Genomic DNA, 18,903 nt, shown 5'->3' on the forward strand with positions numbered 1-18,903 from the left:
GGAGTCGCCGCGGCTCACCTGGGAGCACCTGGCGGCGCACCGGCGGGCCCGGGCAGGGTGCCGGTACCCGGTTGCGGCATCGGAGCGGCGGGGGCGATCGGCTGGGGGTTAGCCGGGCGACCCAGCTGCACCGGGACCGGAACCTCCGGCGGCAGGGGCGCGGGCAGCTGGCCAGGAGCCGGAATGGGCAGGCCGCCCAACGGAATCGGGACCTCGGCCGGCACCGGCGGGGCCGCGGGCCTGGCCGGCATCGGCAGGCCCGGCGTCGGCAGCGCACCGGTTACCGGCCCGCCGGGCATGCCGGGCAGCGCACCGGTAACGGGCCCACCTGGCATGCCGGGCAGCGTACCGGCAGCGGGCGCCCCGGGGGCGCCAGGCGCGCCGGGCACCGGGGGAACTGCCGGCGGGAAGTGCTGGCCGCCCACCGTCGAGGCGCCGTCGGGTGCGCGCAGCAGCGCTTCGGGCCCCGACCGAGCCGGGGCGGGGCCACCGGGGACCGGTTCGAGCCGCATCGGGACCTCCGCGGCGGGCGCGGCCGGCTTCGGGGGTTGCGGCGCGTCGTCGGGGAGCTTGGTGTTCAGCGGCGGCGGCGGAACACCGTCGGCCGGCTTGGGGGTGCCTACCACCACCCAGTTCCCGGACGGGTCCTGGACCAGGTGCGCGGTGTCTCTGGTGGGGATCATGCCCTGCTTGCGGGCGGCCTCCGCCAGCGCCGGCGCGGCTTCGGCCTCGCGCACGTCGCGCTCCAGCGCTTCCTTCTGCTGCTGCAGCAGCCGGGTCCGCTCGCGGGCGTGGCTCAACTTGTAGGAGCGTTCGGCGGAGTCGGTGGACAACCACAGCGTGAGCCCGAGCCCGACGCCGAGCGCACCGATGACCAACACGACGAACGGAACCTTGCTCGCGAGTGTCCGCGGCCGCAGGTCGATCGATGCCAGCCGGACGGCCAGCCGTTCGGTGAGCTTCGGACGAACAACCTTGGGCGCCTTTGCTTTCCGGGCCTTGGCCCGCGCCTTGGCCTGGCTGGCGTTCTTGGGCCGGGCCGAGCGCTCGACGGGCCGGGCGACGGGGCTGCTCTGCGGCCCGGCCTTGGGTGCGCGGGTTTCGCGGGTGGGCGCCGAGGTCCTGGCGCCGCGGGTGCGCCGCGCCGCGCCGGGTTCCGGCGCCGGGCGCCTACCCGGTCGGGCAGCACCGTCGCGGGCGCCCCGGCGGTCGCTGCCACCGCGTCGTTTCGCCGTCTCGCGGTCCGCTTTCATCAATCGCCTTTCCCGGTCGCCTGCTGTGATTCCATGCGCTGCAGAGCCCGTAGCCGCACCGCGGCGCTGCGCGGATTGCGTTCGATCTCGGTGCCGTCGGCACGCCCGGCACCCTGCGTCAGGGCCCGGAATCGCGGCTGGTGACCCGGAAGTTCGACCGGCAGGTCCACCGGGGTGCGGGAAGCGACCGCCTGGGCGAACAACCGCTTGACGATCCGGTCTTCCAGCGACTGGTAGGCCATCACCACGATGCGCCCGCCGACGGCGAGCGCGTCCAGGGCGACCGGAAGTGCGCCGCGCAGCGAATCCAATTCGTCGTTGACCGCGACCCGCAGCGCCTGGAAGGTGCGCTTGGCCGGGTGCCCGCCGGTGCGCCGGGCCGCGGCCGGAATCGCGTCGTAGAGCAGGGCCACCAAGTCCGCGGTCGACGTGAACGGCTCCCGGGCCCGCCGGCGCACGACGTGCGCGGCGATGCGCCGCGCGAACCGCTCCTCGCCGTAACGGTGCAAGATGTTCGCCAGCTCCGCCTCGTCGTAGGTGTTGAGGATGTCGGCGGCGGTCAGCGGCGCGTCGGGGTCCATCCGCATGTCCAGCGGCGCGTCCTGGGCGTAGGCGAAGCCCCGGTCGGCGCGGTCGAGCTGCATGGACGACACACCGAGGTCGAACAGCATGCCGTCGACCGATTCGGTTGCGGCATATCCGGATTCGATCAGTGCCGTGGCGACGCCGTCGTAGCGGGTGCGCACCAGCGTGACCCGGTCGGAGAATCGCGCCAACCGTGATCGGGTGATGTCTAAGGCGCTGGGGTCGCGGTCGAGTCCGATCAGCCGCAGCCCCGGCAGGTCGGTGAGGAACCGCTCCGCGTGCCCTCCCGCGCCGACGGTGGCATCGACCAGGGTCGCCCCCGTCCCGTCCGGGTGGTGGCGGGTCAATGCGGGCGTGAGCAGTTCGACGCAACGCTCCAGCAGGACGGGCACGTGCCCGCCTGATCCCGATGGCGGCGACCCGCTGCGCCCGGCTGCATCCTTTAGTGGCGACCCGCTGCGCCCGGCTGCGCCGCGCTTGCGGTCGCCACGGCCGCGCTTGCGATCACCGCGCCCTGAATTGTCAGCCACCGCAACGCCTCCCCGGATCTGCCGCCACCCGTCGCCCGCACGGGCCGGCAGGGCCCGAGCGTGCCGGAAAAGGTGTGGCGCCCCTGCATCGAGGTCCCTGACCGAAAGCGCGAACCTGGCGTTGGGGAAGTACGCCAGGGTCGGTTCGGGCAGAGGCCACGTTGCACGGGCATGCGCCTCAGATGATGTCGCCGAGTGCTTCATCGCTGGCCGCGGAGAAGTTCTCTTCGTGGGTTTGCTGGTAGTCCTGCCAGGCCTGCGCATCCCAGATCTCGAGGTAGTCGACCGCGCCGATCACCACGCAGTCCTTGGACAGGCTCGCGTAACGACGGTGGTCGGCCGACAAGGTGATGCGCCCCTGGGCGTCGGGGTGCTGCTCGTCGGTGCCGGCGGCGAGGTTACGCAGGAAGGCCCTGGCGTCAGGGTTGCTTCGCGAGGCCTTGCTCGCCCGGCGGGCCAGTTGCTCGAATTCCGCGCGCGGGTAGACGGCGAGGCTGTGGTCCTGGCTCTTGGTGACCATCAACCCCCCTGCCAGCGCGTCACGGAACTTCGCGGGCAACGTCAGCCGCCCCTTGTCGTCGAGTTTGGGCGTGTAGGTGCCAAGAAACACCAGCTCACCTCCCGTTCGAGGTCACCCAAACACTGCAGCCACCATACCCCACAATCCCCCACTTCGCCCCATTGATGGAGTGTCGCCGTGGCGTTTTCCGGGTTATCCGTCGTCACGGGGCCCTCAGCGGCCCACAAGGCGCGTGTCGGGCACCTCTCGTGCCACGATTCCGGGCGCCGGGGACAGCGCATCTATCAGGGAAAACGCCGCGAGTGGGGCGTCGTGGGGAACTCGGGTGGGGCCCGGTGGGGCTTCACCGCCGCCGTGCGCCTCGATCGGGCCTCGATCGAGCCGCAAATCGGCATCGACGGTTGCGCGCACCGCCCAGGGCTTGGTGAAAACCGGGGAAAGGAAACGGGGCAGCCGGTGGCTACCCCGCGTGTGAAAGGTCGGCGTTAGTCGTCGAAGCGGCGGCGGAACCGATCTTCCATGCGGCTGGTGAAGGACCCTCCGCCCTTGTTGCGGCGCTGACGCAGCGAGCTGGGCGCCGAGCCGGAATGGTCCGGCCTGCCTGACAACCGGGGGCCGGTGATGCCGAACACCACTCCGCCGAACATGACGATGAACCCGAAAATGCTGAGAATGGGGACGCTGCCGCCGATCCAGGTGGCCTTGAACGCCACACCCGAAACCAGCATCGCCAGACCGACGACGAACAACGCCACGCCCTGCAGGCGACGACGGGCCGTGGGCGCGCGAAAACCCGCGCCCCGGACGCTTGACGCGAACTTGGGATCTTCGGCGTAGAGAGCGCTCTCGATCTGATCGAGCATTCGCTGCTCATGATCGGAGAGTGGCATTCGTCCCTCCTTGCCGACAGTTTGGCACGTCACTATCGATAGCACGCGGATGCCCGTTGCGCGGGCAACTAATTGAATGATACGAGGTCAACCTGCCCCATACCACTGGTTCCGCGCCGATTCTATCCCGGCCAGATCGCGGCATTCCGCGAGACCGGAACGCCCGTGCGCTACAACCGGCTTCCCGAACCGGGCCGCCCGCCGCTTCGGTGTCACGACCGCTCGTCACGCCGTCGCGTCGGGGTCCGATAATGATCGATAGCAGCCTGGTCTCCGACGACCACGCAACGCCGAAGCAGCGAATGAGTCTGATCACCGCATGAGGAGGGCACCGCGCGTTGGCGATATTCCTCATCGATCTGCTCCCTCACGATATGGAGCGTCGCCTCGGGGACGCCCTGGCGGTGTACGTCGACGCGATGCGCTACCCGCGCGGCACCGAGCAGCAGCGCGCCGCGATGTGGCTGGAGCACATCCGCCGCCGTGGCTGGCAAGGGGCCGGCGTCGTCGAAGCCGAGGTAGCCGACGGCGAGGGCGCGCCGATGCCCTCGGCGGAAGATCTGGCCAAAGCCCCGTTGCTCGGCGTGGCCTACGGCTATCCCGGGGCGCCGGGGCAGTGGTGGCAGCAGCAGGTCGTGCTGGGCATGCAGCGCGGCGGCTCGCCGCCGCAGGAGATCGCCCGCCTGATGAACAGCTATTTCGAGCTGACCGAGCTGCACATTCATCCCCGCGCCCAGGGCCGCGGCCTCGGCGAGGCGTTGGCCCGGCGGCTGCTCGCTGGGCGCCCCGAAAAGAACGTGCTGCTGTCGACGCCGGAAACCAACGGCGAGCCCAACCGCGCCTGGCGGTTGTACCGGCGGCTGGGCTTCACCGACGTCATCCGCCGCTACTACTTCGCCGGCGACCCGCGGGCGTTCGCGATCCTGGGCCGCGAACTACCGCTGTGACACCGCGGGACCGGGCGCACATCGCGGGCACCGCTTCGGTGTGGCGCTTATTTAAGTGGCACACCGGGTCTGGCACGATGACCTGGTGCGCGCCAGCTCCCCCCGCTTGAAAGCCCCCCGGGCCCGACGGCGCCGGCTGCTGGCCGTCGCGATGTTGCTGCTGCTGGTGCCGCTGGCCACCGGATGCCTGCGGGTCCGGGCCTCGCTCACCATCTCCCCCGACGACCTGGTCTCCGGCGAGATCGTCGCCGCCGCGAAACCCAAGACCCCCAAGGACACCGGACCGCAGCTGGACAGCAACAACCTGCCGTTCAGCCAGAAGGTGGCGGTGTCGAACTACGACAGCGACGGCTACGTCGGCTCCCAGGCGGTGTTCTCCGATCTGACGTTCGCGGAGCTGCCGCAGCTGGCCAACATGAACTCCGACGCCTCCGGCGTCAACTTGACGCTGCGCCGCAACGGCAACCTGGTGATCCTGGAGGGCCGGGCGGATCTGACCTCGCTGACCGATTCGGAGGCGGACGTCGAGCTGACGGTCGCCTTCCCGGGGGTGGTGACCTCCACCAACGGCGACCGGGTCGAACCCGACGTGGTGTCCTGGAAGCTCAAGCCGGGCGTGGTGAGCACCATGACCGCCCAGGCCCGCTACACCGACCCCAACACCCGTTCGTTCACCGGCGCGGTGGTGTGGCTGGGCATCGCGTCCTTCGCGGCCGCCGGCGTGGCGGGGCTGCTGGCGTGGGTCAGCCGGGACCGGTCACCGCGGCTCACCGCGCCGCGCGACCAGCCGCCACCCAGCTAGCCGCGCGGGCTACCCCTGCTGGGCGGGTGACCAGTACGCCAGCATCTCCGCGAAGGTCTGGAATGCCGGGCCGGAAATCCCGTAGGTCGCCTCCAGATGGATGCTCAGCGGGAAACCCAGGTCGGCCACCCCGTCGATGACGCGCTTGTAGAGGTCGACCATCAGCTGACGCTTCTGCGGGGGCTCGCAGGCGGCGAGCTTGCGGACGAACTCCTGCTCGGCGGCGACCGCGGCGTTGCCCGGGTCCTGGATGAGCCAGTTGATCAGTCCGACGCGGCTTTCCATCTTCGGCACGAACCCGAAGGACAGCAGGATCTCGGGCCGGTGATCGGTTTGCCTGGCGAACTCGCTCAGGAATCCCACGATCGCGTCCGAATACAGCAACTGGGTCATGCCGTAGGTGGCGCCCTGGTCGCACTTGAAGTTGAACCGGCCCTGTTCGCCGTCGCGGGTGGGGATCAGGATCACCCCGCGGTTGGCCACCAACTCGCGATAGATCGACAGGGCGTCGGTCGGGGCGACGCCGGAGCCCTCGCCGTCGTTCATGGTGCGCGGCACGCCGACGAACACCACGCCTTCCATTCCGGCCGAGGACAATTCGGTCAGCCGGCCCCGCAGCGACGGCTCGTCCATGAACGCGGTGACCTGCGTGCACAAGCCCTTGATCCCGGTCAGTTCCGGCTTGACGACCGACCAGAAGTCGAGCACATCGAGCTTGGGCTTCATCTGAATGGGACGGTCGTCGTCCTCGGCGATGATCCCGGGGATCATCACGTGCCGGATCCGGCCGTCCAGGCCGGCCTCGGCCGAATGCCGCACCACTTTGTGCGCCTCCTCGAGTGCCCGCTCCCGACCTTCCTCGGCGTTGGGTGGCACCAGTTCGAGCGCAATGGTGTTGAGGGTCACGCGGCTTCTCTCCGTCCGACGACTATGGGCCGCCGGGGCGTCTCTTGGCCGCGCAGTATCCGCGCGAGCCCCAGCGCACCCGCCAGCATAGGGGCGGGTTAGTGAGGCAGTCGAAGCAACTGGGTGCACCGGGCGACCTCACGCGGGACCCACCCCGGGCCGCGCGACGAATACACTGGTCGGGCCTGGAACACCCAGCCAGCCGAGCAGAAAGGGGCGCCGCGCTGAGCGTCAAAGCCACAGCAGCGGCGGCAACCGTCGAGTTGACCGGCGCCATCACCGAACAGTTGCGGCGGTATCTGGACGAGCGGCGCGCCGAGACCGCCTACATCGGCGACGACTACAACGGCCTGATCGCCGCGCTCGAAGATTTCGTGCTGGGCGGCGGGAAGCGGCTGCGCCCCGCGTTCGCCTACTGGGGCTGGCGCGCCGTAAGCACCGACGAACCCGATGAGCAAGTCCTGCTGCTGTTTTCCGCGCTCGAACTCCTGCACGCCTGCGCGCTGGTGCACGACGACGTGATCGACGACTCCTCCACCCGGCGCGGACGGCCGACCACCCACGTCGAGTTCGCGACCCTGCATCGCGATCGGGGCTGGCAGGGCTCACCCGAGCGGTTCGGCGCGTCGGCCGCCATCCTGCTCGGTGACCTCGCCCTGGCCTGGGCCGACGACATCGTCTTCGGCGTCGACCTGACGCCGCAGGCCCAGCGCCGCATCCGCCGGGTGTGGGCCAACATCCGCACCGAGGTGCTCGGCGGGCAGTACCTCGACATCGTCGCCGAGGCCAGCGCCGCCGCCTCGATCGCGTCGGCGATGAACGTCGACACCTTCAAAACCGCCTGCTACACGGTGTCGCGACCGCTGCAGCTCGGCGTGGCCGCCGCCGCCGACAGGCCCGACGTCCACGACATCTTCAGCCAGTTCGGCACGGACCTCGGGGTGGCGTTTCAGCTGCGCGACGACGTCCTGGGTGTCTTCGGTGACCCCGCGGTGACCGGCAAGCCTTCCGGGGATGACCTGCGATCGGGCAAGCGCACCGTGCTGCTGGCCGAGGCGGTGGAGTTGGCGGAACAGTCAGACCCGGTGGCGGCCAACCTGTTACGGACCTCGATCGGCGCCCGGCTGACCGACGCGCAGGTGGATCAGCTGCGCGACGTCATCGAGTCGGTGGGCGCCCTGGCCGCGGCCGAACAACGGATCGCCACGCTGACCCAGCGGGCGCTCGCCACGCTGGCCGCCGCGCCCATCAATACCGCGGCCAAAGCGGGGCTGTCCGAATTGGCCAAGATCGCCACGAACCGGTCCGCCTGAACCGATGACGACTCCGACCGATACCCCGGCCGACGACGCGCCGGCCGCCAAACCCCCTCGCGGCGAACGGTTTTCGCAGCTAAGGGCGTTTGTGGCGGCCGACGAATCACGACCGGCCAAACTCGGCCTGCTGGGGTCGGTGCTGATCACCCTGGGCGGGCTGGGCGCGGGCAGCACGCGGCAGCACGACCCGCTGCTCGAGTCGATTCACATGTCCTGGCTGCGCTTTGGCCACGGCCTGGTGCTGTCGTCGATCGTGTTGTGGACCGGCGTCGGCCTCATGCTGATCGCCTGGCTGGGCCTGGGCCGTCGGGTGCTGGCCGGCGACGCGACCGAGTTCGTCATGAAGGCCACCACCGGCTTCTGGCTGGCGCCGCTGCTGGTGTCGGTGCCCGTCTTCAGCCGGGACACCTATTCGTATCTGGCGCAGGGCGCACTGCTGCGCGACGGCCTGGACCCCTACGCCGTGGGCCCGGTCGCCAATCCAAACATCTTGTTGGACAACGTCAGTCCCATCTGGTCGATCACGACCGCCCCCTACGGTCCGGCGTTCATTCTGGTGGCGAAGCTCATCACCGTCCTCGTCGGCAACAACGTGGTGGCCGGCACCATGCTGCTGCGGCTGTGCATGCTGCCCGGTCTGGCGCTGTTGATCTGGGCGACCCCCCGGTTGGCGCGGCACCTGGGCTCCGACCCCTCGACCGCCCTGTGGATCTGCGTGCTCAACCCGCTGGTGCTCATCCACCTGATGGGCGGGGTGCACAACGAGATGCTGATGGTGGGCATGATGGCCGCCGGCATCGCGCTGACGTTCGGCGGCCGCCACGTGGCGGGCACCGCGCTGATCACGGTCGCCATCGCGGTCAAAGCCACCGCCGGCATCGCGCTGCCCTTCCTGGTGTGGGTGTGGGCGCGGGATCTGCGCGACCGGCGCGGATACCGGCCGCTGCGAGCGGTTCTCGCGGCCGCGGCGGCGACGCTGCTGGTCTTCGCGGTGGTCTTCACGATCCTGTCCGCGGTGGCCGGGGTGGGCCTGGGATGGCTGACCGCGCTGGCCGGTTCGGTGAAGATCATCAACTGGCTGACGGTGCCGACCGCGGCGGCCAACCTGATCCACGCGATCGGCAGCGGGCTGTTTCCGGTGAGCTTCTATCCGCTCCTGCGGGTCACCCGGCTGGTGGGCATCGCGATCATCGCGGTCTCGCTGCCGCTGTTGTGGTGGCGGTTCCGCCGCGACGACCGGGGCGCGCTCACCGGCATCGCGTACTCGATGCTGATCGTGGTGCTGTTCGTGCCCGCCGCGTTGCCGTGGTACTACTCGTGGCCGCTGGCGGTCGTGGCTCCCCTGGCCCAGTCACGACGGGCGGTGGCGGTCATCGGCGGCGTGTCGACCTGGGTGATGGTGATCTTCAAACCCGATGGCTCGCATGGCATGTACTCGTGGCTACACTTCTCGCTGGCCACCGCCGTCGCGCTGATCGCGTGGTACAGCCTGCACCGAACGCCTCAGCGGCCGGCCGAGCAGGCCGAAGTCACCGCCGGGTAGACGCCGGCTCAGTAGGCCATCGCCTGCGCCCGGCGCACCACTTCGCGGGCCTGATGGGCGTGCAGCGCATCGACGGGGCGGGCATTGCTGATGGCATCCTTGGTGCCGTCGCGGGTCACCGTCAGCGACGGGTCGCGGGTGAACAACCAGCGCACGATCTCCGTCTCGTGGTAGCCGCCGTCGTGCAGGATCGTCAACAAACCCGGCAGGCTTTTGACCACCTCGCCGGATTGGGTGAAGAACACCTGCGGCACCACCACGCCCTCGCCGCGCCGGACCGCGACCAGATGGCCGTCCCGGAGTTGTTGGTGCACCTTGGATACCGGGATTTTAAGCAATTCGGCGACCCGCGGCAGGTCGTAGATCGGTTCGTCGGGATCTAGCACATCGTCGCCGGCAGGAATACTGCTCATCCGCGCAAGTGTAAGCCTTGATACGCGCGTTGAGCCCGTGTTCTACCGCCCAATCATCGTGGCGCACCTACGATGGCCCCGTGGCCCAAGCTCATCCGCCCGGCCGGGCCGGTCCGCCTCGTCCGCGGGCCGAAGCCGGGACGGCGGACCCGTTGGACAACGCGTTGCTGGACGGCCGCTACCTGATCCAGGCGAAGATCGCCAGCGGCGGCACCTCGACCGTGTACCGCGGTCTCGACACCCGGCTCGACCGTCCCGTCGCCGTGAAGGTGATGGACTCTCGCTACGCCGGCGACGAGCAATTTCTCACCCGCTTCCAGCGCGAGGCCCGCACCGTGGCCCGGCTGAAGGATCCCGGGCTGGTCGCGGTCTACGACCAGGGCTCCGACGGGCGGCACCCGTTTTTGGTGATGGAGCTGATCGAGGGTGGCACCCTGCGCGAGCTGCTGGGCGAGCGCGGGCCCATGCCGCCGTACGCCGTGGCGGCGGTGCTTCGTCCGGTGCTCGGCGGGTTGGCCGCCGCGCACCGGGCCGGCCTGGTGCATCGCGACGTCAAGCCGGAGAACGTGTTGATCTCCGACGACGGCGAGGTGAAGATCGCCGACTTCGGGTTGGTCCGTGCCGTCGCCGCCGCCGGAATCACTTCTACCAGTGTGATTTTGGGCACCGCGGCGTATCTGTCGCCCGAACAGGTGCGCGACGGCGATGCCAGCCCGCGCAGCGACGTCTACTCCGCAGGCATCCTCGCCTATGAGCTGTTGACCGGGCGCACCCCCTTCACCGGCGACTCGGCGTTGTCGATCGCCTACCGGCGGCTGGACACCGACGTGCCGGCGCCCAGCGCGTCGATCGACGGCGTGCCCGCGCAGTTCGACCAGTTCGTGGAACGGGCGACGGCCCGCGACCCGGCCGACCGCTACGCCGACGCGGCCGAGATGGGCGCCGACCTCGACGCGATCGCCGATGAGCTTGCGCTGCCGGACTTCTCCGTGCCGGCACCACGTAACTCCGCGCAGCACCGGTCGGCCGCGCTCCACCACGACCGGACGGACCAGCGCCCGGCCATCGCGCAGCAACCCGGGCCGCCCCCGTCGGCCCCGGTGCGTCAGCCCACCCGCCAACTGACCCGGGGCCCCGAGGAGTGGCCGCGGGCGCAGCAGCCGGCGCCCGCCGGCGACGACGACCCGGACGATGACGACGACGATTACGAATATGAGCCCGTCGCAGGAGAATTCGCGGGCATCCCGATCAGCGAATTCGTGTGGGCGCGCCAGCACAACCGGCGCATGGTGCTGGTGTGGGTGGCGTTGGTGCTGGCGTTCACCGGGCTCGTCGCGACCGCGGCGTGGACCATCGGAAGCAACCTCAACGGGCTGCTCTAGCGCGAGCCGGCCTCAGTCGCGCAGCATCTCGGCGACCAGGAAGGCCAACTCCAGCGACTGCTGGGTGTTCAGCCGCGGATCGCAGGCGGTCTCGTAGCGGCCGACCAGGTCGGTGTCCGAAATGTCTTGCGCCCCACCGAGGCACTCGGTGACGTTCTCACCGGTGATCTCGACGTGGATGCCGCCGGGATGGGTGCCCAGCGCGCGGTGGACCTCGAAGAAGCCCTGCACCTCGTCGACGATGCGGTCGAAGTGGCGGGTCTTGTAGCCGTTGGACGACTCGTGGGTGTTGCCGTGCATGGGATCGCACTGCCAGATCACCTTGTGACCGGCGGCCTGGACCTTCTCCACGATCGGTGGCAGTAGGTCGCGCACCTTGTTGTTGCCCATCCTGCTCACCAATGTCAGCCGGCCGGGCTTGTTGTGCGGGTCGAGCCGCTCGACGTATTCGACGGCCAGCTCCGGGGTGATCGTCGGGCCGATCTTGACGCCGATCGGGTTGGCGATCACCTCCGCGAAGGCGACGTGCGCGCCGTCGAGCTGGCGGGTCCGCTCGCCGATCCACACGGTGTGCGCCGACAGGTCATACAGCTGAGGCTCGCCGCTGTCGTTTTCGGACAGGCGCAGCATCGCACGCTCGTAGTCGAGCACCAAAGCCTCGTGGCTGGCGTAGATTTCGGCGGTCTGCAGGTTGCGGTCGGCCACCCCGCAGGCGCTCATGAAGCGCAGGCCGCGGTCGATCTCGGTGGCCAGCGCCTCGTAGCGGGCGCCGGCCGGCGAGGTTCGGACGAATTCGCGGTTCCAGTCGTGGACGCCGTGCAGCGAGGCCAATCCCGAGGACGTCAGCGCCCGAACCAAATTCATCGCCGCGCTGGCGTTGGCGTAGGCGCGCACCAACCGCGACGGATCATGCTCGCGCACAGCGGCGTCCGGGGCGAAGCCGTTGATCATGTCGCCGCGGTAGGACTTCAACCCCAGCGCGTCGACGTCGGCCGATCGCGGCTTGGCGTACTGCCCGGCGATGCGGGCCACCTTGACCACCGGCATGCTCGAGCCGTAGGTCAGCACCACCGCCATCTGCAGCAGGGTGCGCACGTTGCCCCGGATGTGGGGTTCGGTGTTCTCGGTGAACGTCTCCGCGCAGTCACCGCCCTGCAGCAGGAACGCCTCACCCCTGGCCACCTGGGCCAACTGCTCCTGGAGGCGGACGATTTCCGACGGCACCGTCACCGGCGGCACGCTCTCGAGGACCGTGCGCATCGCCGACGCCTGATCGGCGGGCCAGCTGGGCTGCTGGGCTGCCGGCTTGGCCAGGGCGGCGTCCAACCGCGCCCGCAGATCGCTCGGCAGCGGCGGCAGCGGCGGCAGCTGGTCGATCGGTATGTCGACGGTCCAGTTCATCGGTCCATCGTAACCGCGGCGCGGGCGCCCCTGGTCACGGTTGATCAGCGTGAACGCCGTCGATCCGGGCTCGGCCGTCTCAGTCGCCCGCGGTGATCAACCGGTAGCGGCGGAGCTGATCGCGGGCGTCGACCAGCGCGTCGTGCGCATCGGGCGACCGCGGCGGCATCCGCGGGCTGCCGCGGTCTTCCCACAGCTGCCGCAGCTCCCGGGTGAAACGGGGGATGGCGCGCGGCAGATCGGGCATCGGGCCCCACAACTGGCACAGGGCGACGTGGTCGTAGGCCGCCACCCACGCCCACAGTTCGATCGGCTCGCCGCCGCTGACACCGAAGAACTCCTCCAGGTCCTCGCGGATCCGCCTGCGTGAGCGCCACAACTGCGACGCCGGGGGCGGCAGCTTGGGCAGCACGTTGGCACGCACCCACGGCCCGGCTCGCTCGGGATCGAATTCGGTGGACACTGCGTAGTACTCGCGGCCGTCCTCGGCGGCCACCCCGATCGAGACGAGCTCGATGGTGCGGCCGTCCTCGATGAATTCGGTGTCGTAGAAGTACCGCACCTAGGGAGATTATCTGCCGATCAGGATGGGACCGGTGGGAGCCGGCGCGGGATGAATCTCGTCGTCCAACCTGGCGTCCACCGCGTGTGGGTCCGGAAACCGGGGCGTGCCGGCGATGGCGCACTGCAAATACAGCTTGGCCCGCACCACCGGGCGGCGCAGCCGCCTTTCGCGCTGCAACGCGCGGCGCATCTTGTCCGGCTGCGTGGAGTACCGCCAGCGGGCCCACGGCGCGTGCGGGCGCGACAGCCGGATCGCCCCGATCACCAGCAAGATGACCAGGAACATGCCCAGCAGGCCGGTCCAAACCTTGCCCTTGAGCACCACCACGACGGCCAGCGGCAGCGTCAACGCCATGGCACCGCCCACCGCGGCCCGCAGCGGCCACGAGTTGGCGTCGTGCCAGATCGGCAGGAAGAACATCAGCGGGTGCAGGCCCATCATCAACAGCCCGGCCACCGCCACGGCGGCGAAGACCGCATCGACCGATGTGCGGCCGTCCTCGGACCAGTAGACGTCAGACAGGTGCAGGATCAGCGCGTACTCGTCGAGGACCAGGGCGGCCCCGATCCCGAAGAACGTGGCGGCCGCCATGAACTGGGGCTCGTGCCCGTCGATGGACAGGGTGACCAGCGTCAGCCCGGAGAGCAGCGTAAGGACCACCCCGAACGTGACGTGGTGGATGTGCACTCCCCCGACGTGAACGTTGCGCGGATGCCACCACTTGGTGGGCCGGCCGTTCTCGACGCGATGACGGATCAAACGCACGAACGTCCGCGTGACGAAAAACGTCAGGATGAAGGCCACCAGGCAGCACAGCAGTGGCAGGTGGCCCCGGTCGTGAATGTCATGTTCGAACCATCGGGACAGCTCGTCGACGAACGAGTGGAGCACTCTTGAAACCTACGCCTTCGCGCGCCGGGGTCGTGGGAGCCGCGCTGCACCAGGCATGTCCGGGCGCGCGCACCCATTACGCTGTGGTGCGACATGAGTACACGGCAGGCGCCCGGGGCGGGCTTTGCAGGTAAGCGTGGCCCCCGGTGGGCGCTGGTGTGGGGCCTGGCTTGGCTGGCGGCCGCGGCGGGGCTGGGTTACGCGGCGTGGCAGCTGTTCGGGCACACCCCGTATCGCATCGACATCGACGTCTATCAGATGGGGGCCCAGGCCTGGATGGACGGCCGCCCGCTGTATCGCGGCGACGTGTTGTTCCACACACCGATCGTGGATCTGCCGTTTACCTATCCACCCCTGGCGGCCATCGTGTTCTGCCCGTTCGCCTGGCTGCACATGCCGACCGCCAGCGTCGCGATCACCGCCCTGACGTTGGTGCTGCTGGTCGTGTCGACCGTGATCGTGCTGACCCGGCTCGACGTGTGGAGCGACTCCACCGTGCTGCCCGGCCCGGCCTGGCTGCGCCGGTGGTGGCTGGCCGTCGTCGCCGCCGCGGCCGCGACGATCTGGCTGGAACCGATCAACTCGAACTTCGCCTTCGGTCAGATCAACGTCGTGCTGATGACGCTGGTGATCGCCGACTGCGTGCCGCACCGCACGCCGTGGCCGCGCGGTCTGCTGTTGGGGCTGGGCATGGCGCTGAAGCTGACGCCGGCGGTGTTCCTCCTGTATTTCCTGCTGCGCCGCGATTACCGCGCGACGCTGACCGCGCTGGCGTCGTTCGTGGGGGCGACGCTGCTGGGTTTCGCCCTGGCCTGGACCGACTCGTGGGAGTACTGGACGCACACCGTGCACCACACCGACCGGATCGGTTCCGCGTCGCTGAACACCGACCAGAACATCGCCGGCGCCCTGGCCCGACTGGGGCTGGGACAACAGGAACGCTTCCTGCTGTGGGTGGCCGCGTCGCTGCTGGTGCTGGCGCTGACGGTGTGGGCGATGCGGCGGGTGCTGCGCGCCGGCGAGCCTACGCTCGCGCTGGTCTGCGTCGCGTTGTTCGGGCTGGTGGTGTCGCCGGTGTCGTGGTCACACCACTGGGTGTGGGTGCTGCCCGCGGTGCTGGTGACGGCGATCTTGGGCTGGCGGCGCCGCAACGCGCTGCTGATGGTCGTCAGCGCCGTCGGGGTGGCGCTGATGAGGTGGACGCCGATCGACCTGCTGCCCAAGCATCACGAGGCGAGCGCGGTCTGGTGGCGCCAACTCGCCGGGATGTCCTATGTGTGGTGGGCGCTGGCGGTCATCGTGGCGGCCGGCTGCACCGTCACCGCCCGCGGGGTTTCGCGGGAGAGCACCCCGCAGCCGCTGGCGCCGGCTACCGCCGTCGGCTAACCGGCAGCGGTTTCGGGAATCCGCTCGGCCTCGCCGTCGGCCGCGTCACCGCCGCCGCCCTTTTTCAGGCTGGCCGCGTAAATGTCGACGTACTCCTGGCCGGACAGCCCCATCAGCTCGTAGATCACTTCGTCGGTGACGGCCCGCTCGATGAAGCGGTTGCCGGCCAGCCCGTCGAAGCGCGAGAAGTCCATCGGCTCGCCGAAGCGAACGGTGACCCGGCCGAACCGCAATATGTTGGTCCCGGGCGGGTTGACGACGTTGGTGCCGATCATCGCGACCGGGATCACCGGGACCCCGGTCTGCAGGGCCAGCCGCGCCAGCCCGGTCTTGCCCTTGTACAGCCGGCCGTCCGGGGACCGGGTGCCTTCGGGATACATGCCCAGCAGCTTGCCCTGGCCCAGCACCTGTTGCGCGGTGGTCAGCGCGGCGCGGGCGCTGTCGGCATCGGTCCGGTCGATCGGCACCTGCCCGACGGCGGTGAAGAACCACCGTTGGAACCATCCCTTCAACCCGGTGCCGGTGAAGTATTCCGACTTCGCCAGGAAGGTGATTCGGCGCCGCACCACCAGCGGAAGATAGAAACTGTCCATCACGGCCAGGTGATTACTTGCCAGTATCACTGGTCCGGAACTCGGAACGTGTTCTAAGCCTTCAACTTTCGGCCGGCCCAGCAGAGTCAGCAACGGGCCGAGCAGCACGTACTTGAACAGCCAGTACCACATGGCCCTCCCTCTCGGCTACGCCCCGCTGATGTTCTGCGCCAACTGTACCTATCCCCACACGAAGGGACCACCTGCGACGCAGGCTCCTCACTCGTCGAGCGTGACCGGGATGGGCTGATAACGGGTCCGCGGGGCGGTGTCGCCGGTGTCGGTCGCGCCGCCGGGCGGACCGTCGGGCGGGGGCTCCGGTGTCGGTGTGGACGCCCGGTCGATGTCACTGGCATCACTGACGATGTCGCGGATCACCTGAAGCAAGGCGACGCTGTGGTCGGCGATCGCGGTGAGCAAGGGGTGCTGGTCGCCGGTCGCCAACGCGGCCAGCGCGCACACCGGGCACCACACCTGCTGGCACTTGCCGGTGCCGGGTCCGGCGCCCGCCGTCAGCGCCGCCGCCGCGCGCACGGCGGGGTCGATTCCGTCCAGGATCGACTGGGCGAGCCTGCGTAGCTCCGGACCGATTTCGGGATGAGCCCCACTCACTTAGGCCACACCTCCGGATCTGGTCGAAAACGCACCGTCAACTCACCACCGCGCACGCGTGCGTCGAGCACCGTGCAGCGCCTGAGCACGGACGCCAACTTCACCCTGCGCCGCAATCCGCCGGCGCTGATGATCAGGTCGTCATCGACGCGCCCCAGGGTCAGCGCCGACGGATCGAGTTGCGGCAACGCTAGCCGCAACCGGTAGACGGACCCAAGTCCCGTCCCGGATTCGAGGTCGACGGTGGGCCGCAACGGGCCCGGCGGCGCGGTGCCCCCCCGGCGGCGGGCGGCGTCGAGCAGCGCGCCCAGCGCCTTGGCGCCGATCGGCTCCCCGGACAGGTGTGGGGTCATCACGAGGGCCACCTCGCCGATGGTGGCGTCGAGTTCGTCGAGCACACCCTGCTGCTCGGCGATGCGTTCGGTGTACCAGTAGAAGGCCGGGTGCTCGGGCAGGTTGCGGTACTCGTACGAGTCGTCTTGCAGCAGAACCTGGTTCACGATCAGCTCTTCGACGCGCACGCCCATCAAGGCCAGCGACCCCAGCGTCCGCGCCGCCTCCGCGGCCACCACCCGCTCGGGGGTCAACACCAGGTGCGCGCTGACCAGCTCGCCGTCGGTGAGCAGCGCGCCGAGCGCCTCCACGCTAGAGCTGATGCGCTCGAGCAGCTCGACCACCGCCGCCGACCGGGCGTCGTCGGCCGTGACGGACAGCCGGCGATGCCGCGGCCACGCCCGCTCGACGTACAGCCCGAAGGTGGCGGGCAGCGTCAACATCCGCAGCGCGTCCGCGGTGGATGCGCAATCGACCACCACGCGGTCCCATCGCCCCGAGCCGGCCAGCTCGCCGACGGCGTACAGGCCGAGCACCTCCTGAACACCGGGCAGCGCCGAAAGCTCTTCGGGCGCAATGGTGCTCAATTCGGAGTCGGGGAACCGCCGGTCCAAGGTGGCGACGACGTCACGCCAGCGGACCTCCAGCAGGCCGAGGGTGTCCAACGCCAGCGCATCGAGGAACCCGCCGCCGGCCTCCGCGTCATCGGCGAGCACCCGCACGAGTTCGTCTTGGCTGGGCGGGACGGGGGTGCCCAGCACATCACCCAGGGAGTGCGCCTGGTCGGTGGACACCACCAGCACCCGCTGTCCCGCGCTCGCAGAACTGACCGCGGTGGCGCACGCCAGGGTGGATTTGCCTACCCCGCCTTTGCCAACGAAGAGGCTGATGCGGGCCGGGGCGGGCTCAGCCGTCTCACTCAGCCTCGACTCGTTTCTTCAGATCCTTCAACGCGGTGTCGGTCAAACGCCGCTCGGCCTTGCGCTTGAGCAGGCCGATCATCGGCATGGCCAGGTCAACGGAGAGTTCGTACGTCACTTCGGTGCCAGATCCCTTGGGCGCCAACCGATATGAGCCCTCAAGGGAACGCAGCAGCGAGCTCGACACCAGCGTCCAGCTGACCGATTGGCGATCTTTGGGCCATTGATAGGACATGACCATGGTGTCTTTGAGGACGGTGGCGTCCATGACGATCCGCGCCACCTTCGGGTAGCCGTCGGCGTCCTTCTCCTGGACCTCGGCTTCCTTGTACTCCGAGATCCACTGCGGGTAGGAGTCGATATCCGCGATCACCTTCATCACGGTGCCCGGGTCGGCTTCGATGTAGATGGTTTGTGTCGTCTTCTCCGCCACCTGGTTGCTGCCCTCTCTCCCGCAAGCCGATCTGCCCCGGCCGCTCCGAACCTGCCGTGCGGGGACCCCCGTGGGTCTCGGTCCGAAACGGTACTCTCTGCGCGGACCTGACCCGGCTAAACTACCGGAGAAACTCCGACCGGACGTGACCGTTCCAGTGTCGTCTTGACCTCAAAGGCCATTTTTTTGCCCGCCACTCGGCGGCGGTGGGTCATTTTCGCCAGGTTCAGCTTGGCCAGCTGCCAGGCCGCCACCCCGCTGGGCTCGGCGTGCAGAAAGTAGTGCAGCACGACCCCGTCCAGCGACGGTTCCAGCCAGACCTCCATGGTCCCCGTCAACGCGCCGGTGACCGACCACCGGATGCCCTTGTCGCCGCGATCCTCGACGACCTGCAGCCGCAGGTCGGGCCACCAGCGGCGCCAACTCGCCCGATCTGCGACCGCGGCGCCCACCCGTGCGCCGTCGGCGGCGACAAACGTCTCATCCGCGATCTGGATGCTGTTCATGCCCACAGCTTCACACACCGGGCCGCGGCGGCCCGCCGAGGGCGGCCGGGCGTCGCGGCAGGCAATCGCGGTCCCGGCCGCACCGACCGTGACCATGCTGGCTCGTTGCTCGGATTAGGCTGGGCGACAGCAACCCGGCTGCCGGGAAACGTCACGAGGTCAATTGAGGTCATAAG

The 18,903-nt window shown here is 69.5% G+C and carries 20 protein-coding genes and 1 pseudogene; 7 read left to right on the forward strand and 14 right to left on the reverse strand.

Annotation, left to right across the window (positions count from 1 at the left end; genetic code table 11):
- Positions 1 to 14 precede the first annotated feature (14 nt).
- A complete protein-coding gene (locus JF781_RS11590; RefSeq protein ID WP_225329789.1) occupies positions 15 to 1,253 on the reverse strand; it encodes a hypothetical protein in 1,239 nt (412 codons plus the stop codon).
- A complete protein-coding gene (gene rsmH / locus JF781_RS11595) occupies positions 1,253 to 2,230 on the reverse strand; it encodes a 16S rRNA (cytosine(1402)-N(4))-methyltransferase RsmH (RefSeq protein ID WP_225329788.1) in 978 nt (325 codons plus the stop codon). Before rsmH ends, JF781_RS11590 begins: the two co-directional genes overlap by 1 nt.
- Here rsmH and JF781_RS28730 point away from each other — a divergent pair.
- A pseudogene (locus JF781_RS28730) lies at positions 2,193 to 2,372 on the forward strand (hypothetical protein); the annotation flags it as partial. The gene rsmH and the pseudogene JF781_RS28730 overlap by 38 nt on opposite strands.
- A 174-nt stretch (positions 2,373 to 2,546) precedes the next feature.
- On the opposite strand, the gene mraZ reads toward JF781_RS28730, so the two are convergent.
- Together mraZ and JF781_RS11610 are read right to left on the reverse strand one after the other, a co-directional pair.
- Positions 2,547 to 2,978, reverse strand: coding sequence for a division/cell wall cluster transcriptional repressor MraZ (gene mraZ, locus JF781_RS11605; protein ID WP_067100969.1), 432 nt, complete (start codon positions 2,976 to 2,978; stop codon positions 2,547 to 2,549).
- A 395-nt stretch (positions 2,979 to 3,373) separates the two neighbouring features.
- On the reverse strand, positions 3,374 to 3,778 hold the full coding sequence (locus JF781_RS11610) for a DUF3040 domain-containing protein (protein ID WP_225329787.1): 405 nt from the start codon (positions 3,776 to 3,778) through the stop codon (positions 3,374 to 3,376).
- Positions 3,779 to 4,116: 338 nt separating this feature from the next.
- On the opposite strand from JF781_RS11610, the gene JF781_RS11615 reads away from it, so the two are divergent.
- Positions 4,117 to 4,725, forward strand: a complete 609-nt coding sequence (locus tag JF781_RS11615; protein WP_225329786.1) for an N-acetyltransferase — start codon at positions 4,117 to 4,119, stop codon at positions 4,723 to 4,725.
- Positions 4,726 to 4,876: 151 nt separating this feature from the next.
- Positions 4,877 to 5,527: a DUF3153 domain-containing protein gene (locus JF781_RS11620; RefSeq protein WP_225329802.1), complete on the forward strand. Its 651-nt coding sequence runs from the start codon at positions 4,877 to 4,879 to the stop codon at positions 5,525 to 5,527.
- Between the two features lie 9 nt (positions 5,528 to 5,536).
- Here the strand turns inward: JF781_RS11620 and JF781_RS11625 are convergent, their stop codons facing one another.
- Positions 5,537 to 6,433, reverse strand: coding sequence for a mycobacterial-type methylenetetrahydrofolate reductase (locus tag JF781_RS11625; RefSeq protein ID WP_225329785.1), 897 nt, complete (start codon positions 6,431 to 6,433; stop codon positions 5,537 to 5,539).
- A 263-nt stretch (positions 6,434 to 6,696) separates the two neighbouring features.
- Between JF781_RS11625 and idsA2 the strand changes: the two genes are divergently transcribed.
- Entirely contained in the window at positions 6,697 to 7,746 is a 1,050-nt protein-coding gene (gene idsA2, locus JF781_RS11630) for a bifunctional (2E,6E)-farnesyl/geranyl diphosphate synthase (RefSeq protein ID WP_225329801.1), read from the forward strand.
- A gap of 4 nt (positions 7,747 to 7,750) precedes the next feature.
- Positions 7,751 to 9,292, forward strand: a complete 1,542-nt coding sequence (locus tag JF781_RS11635) for an alpha-(1->6)-mannopyranosyltransferase A (protein WP_225329784.1) — start codon at positions 7,751 to 7,753, stop codon at positions 9,290 to 9,292.
- An 8-nt stretch (positions 9,293 to 9,300) separates the two neighbouring features.
- On the opposite strand, the gene JF781_RS11640 is transcribed toward JF781_RS11635, so the two are convergent.
- A complete protein-coding gene (locus JF781_RS11640; RefSeq protein WP_225329783.1) occupies positions 9,301 to 9,705 on the reverse strand; it encodes an Rv2175c family DNA-binding protein in 405 nt (134 codons plus the stop codon).
- 80 nt (positions 9,706 to 9,785) lie between these two features.
- Here JF781_RS11640 and JF781_RS11645 point away from each other — a divergent pair, with 80 nt between their 5' ends.
- On the forward strand, positions 9,786 to 11,087 hold the full coding sequence (locus tag JF781_RS11645; RefSeq protein WP_225329782.1) for a protein kinase: 1,302 nt from the start codon (positions 9,786 to 9,788) through the stop codon (positions 11,085 to 11,087).
- Positions 11,088 to 11,099: 12 nt separating this feature from the next.
- Here the strand turns inward: JF781_RS11645 and JF781_RS11650 are convergent, their stop codons facing one another.
- The 3 genes from JF781_RS11650 to JF781_RS11660 all read right to left on the reverse strand — a co-directional run bounded on the left by JF781_RS11650 (position 11,100) and on the right by JF781_RS11660 (position 13,944).
- Entirely contained in the window at positions 11,100 to 12,488 is a 1,389-nt protein-coding gene (locus tag JF781_RS11650) for a class II 3-deoxy-7-phosphoheptulonate synthase (protein WP_225329781.1), read from the reverse strand.
- A 79-nt stretch (positions 12,489 to 12,567) separates the two neighbouring features.
- Positions 12,568 to 13,050, reverse strand: coding sequence for a polyadenylate-specific 3'-exoribonuclease AS (locus JF781_RS11655; RefSeq protein WP_225329780.1), 483 nt, complete (start codon positions 13,048 to 13,050; stop codon positions 12,568 to 12,570).
- A 9-nt stretch (positions 13,051 to 13,059) separates the two neighbouring features.
- A complete protein-coding gene (locus JF781_RS11660) occupies positions 13,060 to 13,944 on the reverse strand; it encodes a hypothetical protein (protein ID WP_225329779.1) in 885 nt (294 codons plus the stop codon).
- Between the two features lie 93 nt (positions 13,945 to 14,037).
- On the opposite strand from JF781_RS11660, the gene JF781_RS11665 reads away from it, so the two are divergent.
- Complete coding sequence (locus JF781_RS11665) at positions 14,038 to 15,330, forward strand: glycosyltransferase 87 family protein (protein ID WP_225329778.1); 1,293 nt, start codon at positions 14,038 to 14,040, stop codon at positions 15,328 to 15,330.
- Here JF781_RS11665 and JF781_RS11670 read toward each other — a convergent pair.
- The 5 genes from JF781_RS11670 to JF781_RS11690 all read right to left on the reverse strand — a co-directional run bounded on the left by JF781_RS11670 (position 15,327) and on the right by JF781_RS11690 (position 18,727).
- Entirely contained in the window at positions 15,327 to 16,055 is a 729-nt protein-coding gene (locus tag JF781_RS11670) for a 1-acyl-sn-glycerol-3-phosphate acyltransferase (protein ID WP_225329777.1), read from the reverse strand. The genes JF781_RS11665 and JF781_RS11670 overlap by 4 nt on opposite strands.
- 87 nt (positions 16,056 to 16,142) lie before the next feature.
- A complete protein-coding gene (locus tag JF781_RS11675) occupies positions 16,143 to 16,535 on the reverse strand; it encodes a hypothetical protein (protein WP_225329776.1) in 393 nt (130 codons plus the stop codon).
- Complete coding sequence (locus tag JF781_RS11680) at positions 16,532 to 17,791, reverse strand: ArsA family ATPase (protein WP_225329800.1); 1,260 nt, start codon at positions 17,789 to 17,791, stop codon at positions 16,532 to 16,534. The genes JF781_RS11675 and JF781_RS11680 overlap by 4 nt, the downstream gene beginning before the upstream one ends.
- Positions 17,784 to 18,221: an SRPBCC family protein gene (locus tag JF781_RS11685; protein WP_225329775.1), complete on the reverse strand. Its 438-nt coding sequence runs from the start codon at positions 18,219 to 18,221 to the stop codon at positions 17,784 to 17,786. The genes JF781_RS11680 and JF781_RS11685 overlap by 8 nt, the downstream gene beginning before the upstream one ends.
- A 116-nt stretch (positions 18,222 to 18,337) precedes the next feature.
- Positions 18,338 to 18,727 (reverse strand): polyketide cyclase / dehydrase and lipid transport, encoded by a 390-nt coding sequence (locus JF781_RS11690; RefSeq protein WP_225329799.1) that lies wholly within the window; start codon positions 18,725 to 18,727, stop codon positions 18,338 to 18,340.
- Between the last annotated feature and the right edge of the window lie 176 nt (positions 18,728 to 18,903).

This window comes from Mycobacterium sp. WUMAC-067 (assembly GCF_020217485.1).
Classification (GTDB): Bacteria; Actinomycetota; Actinomycetes; order Mycobacteriales; family Mycobacteriaceae; genus Mycobacterium.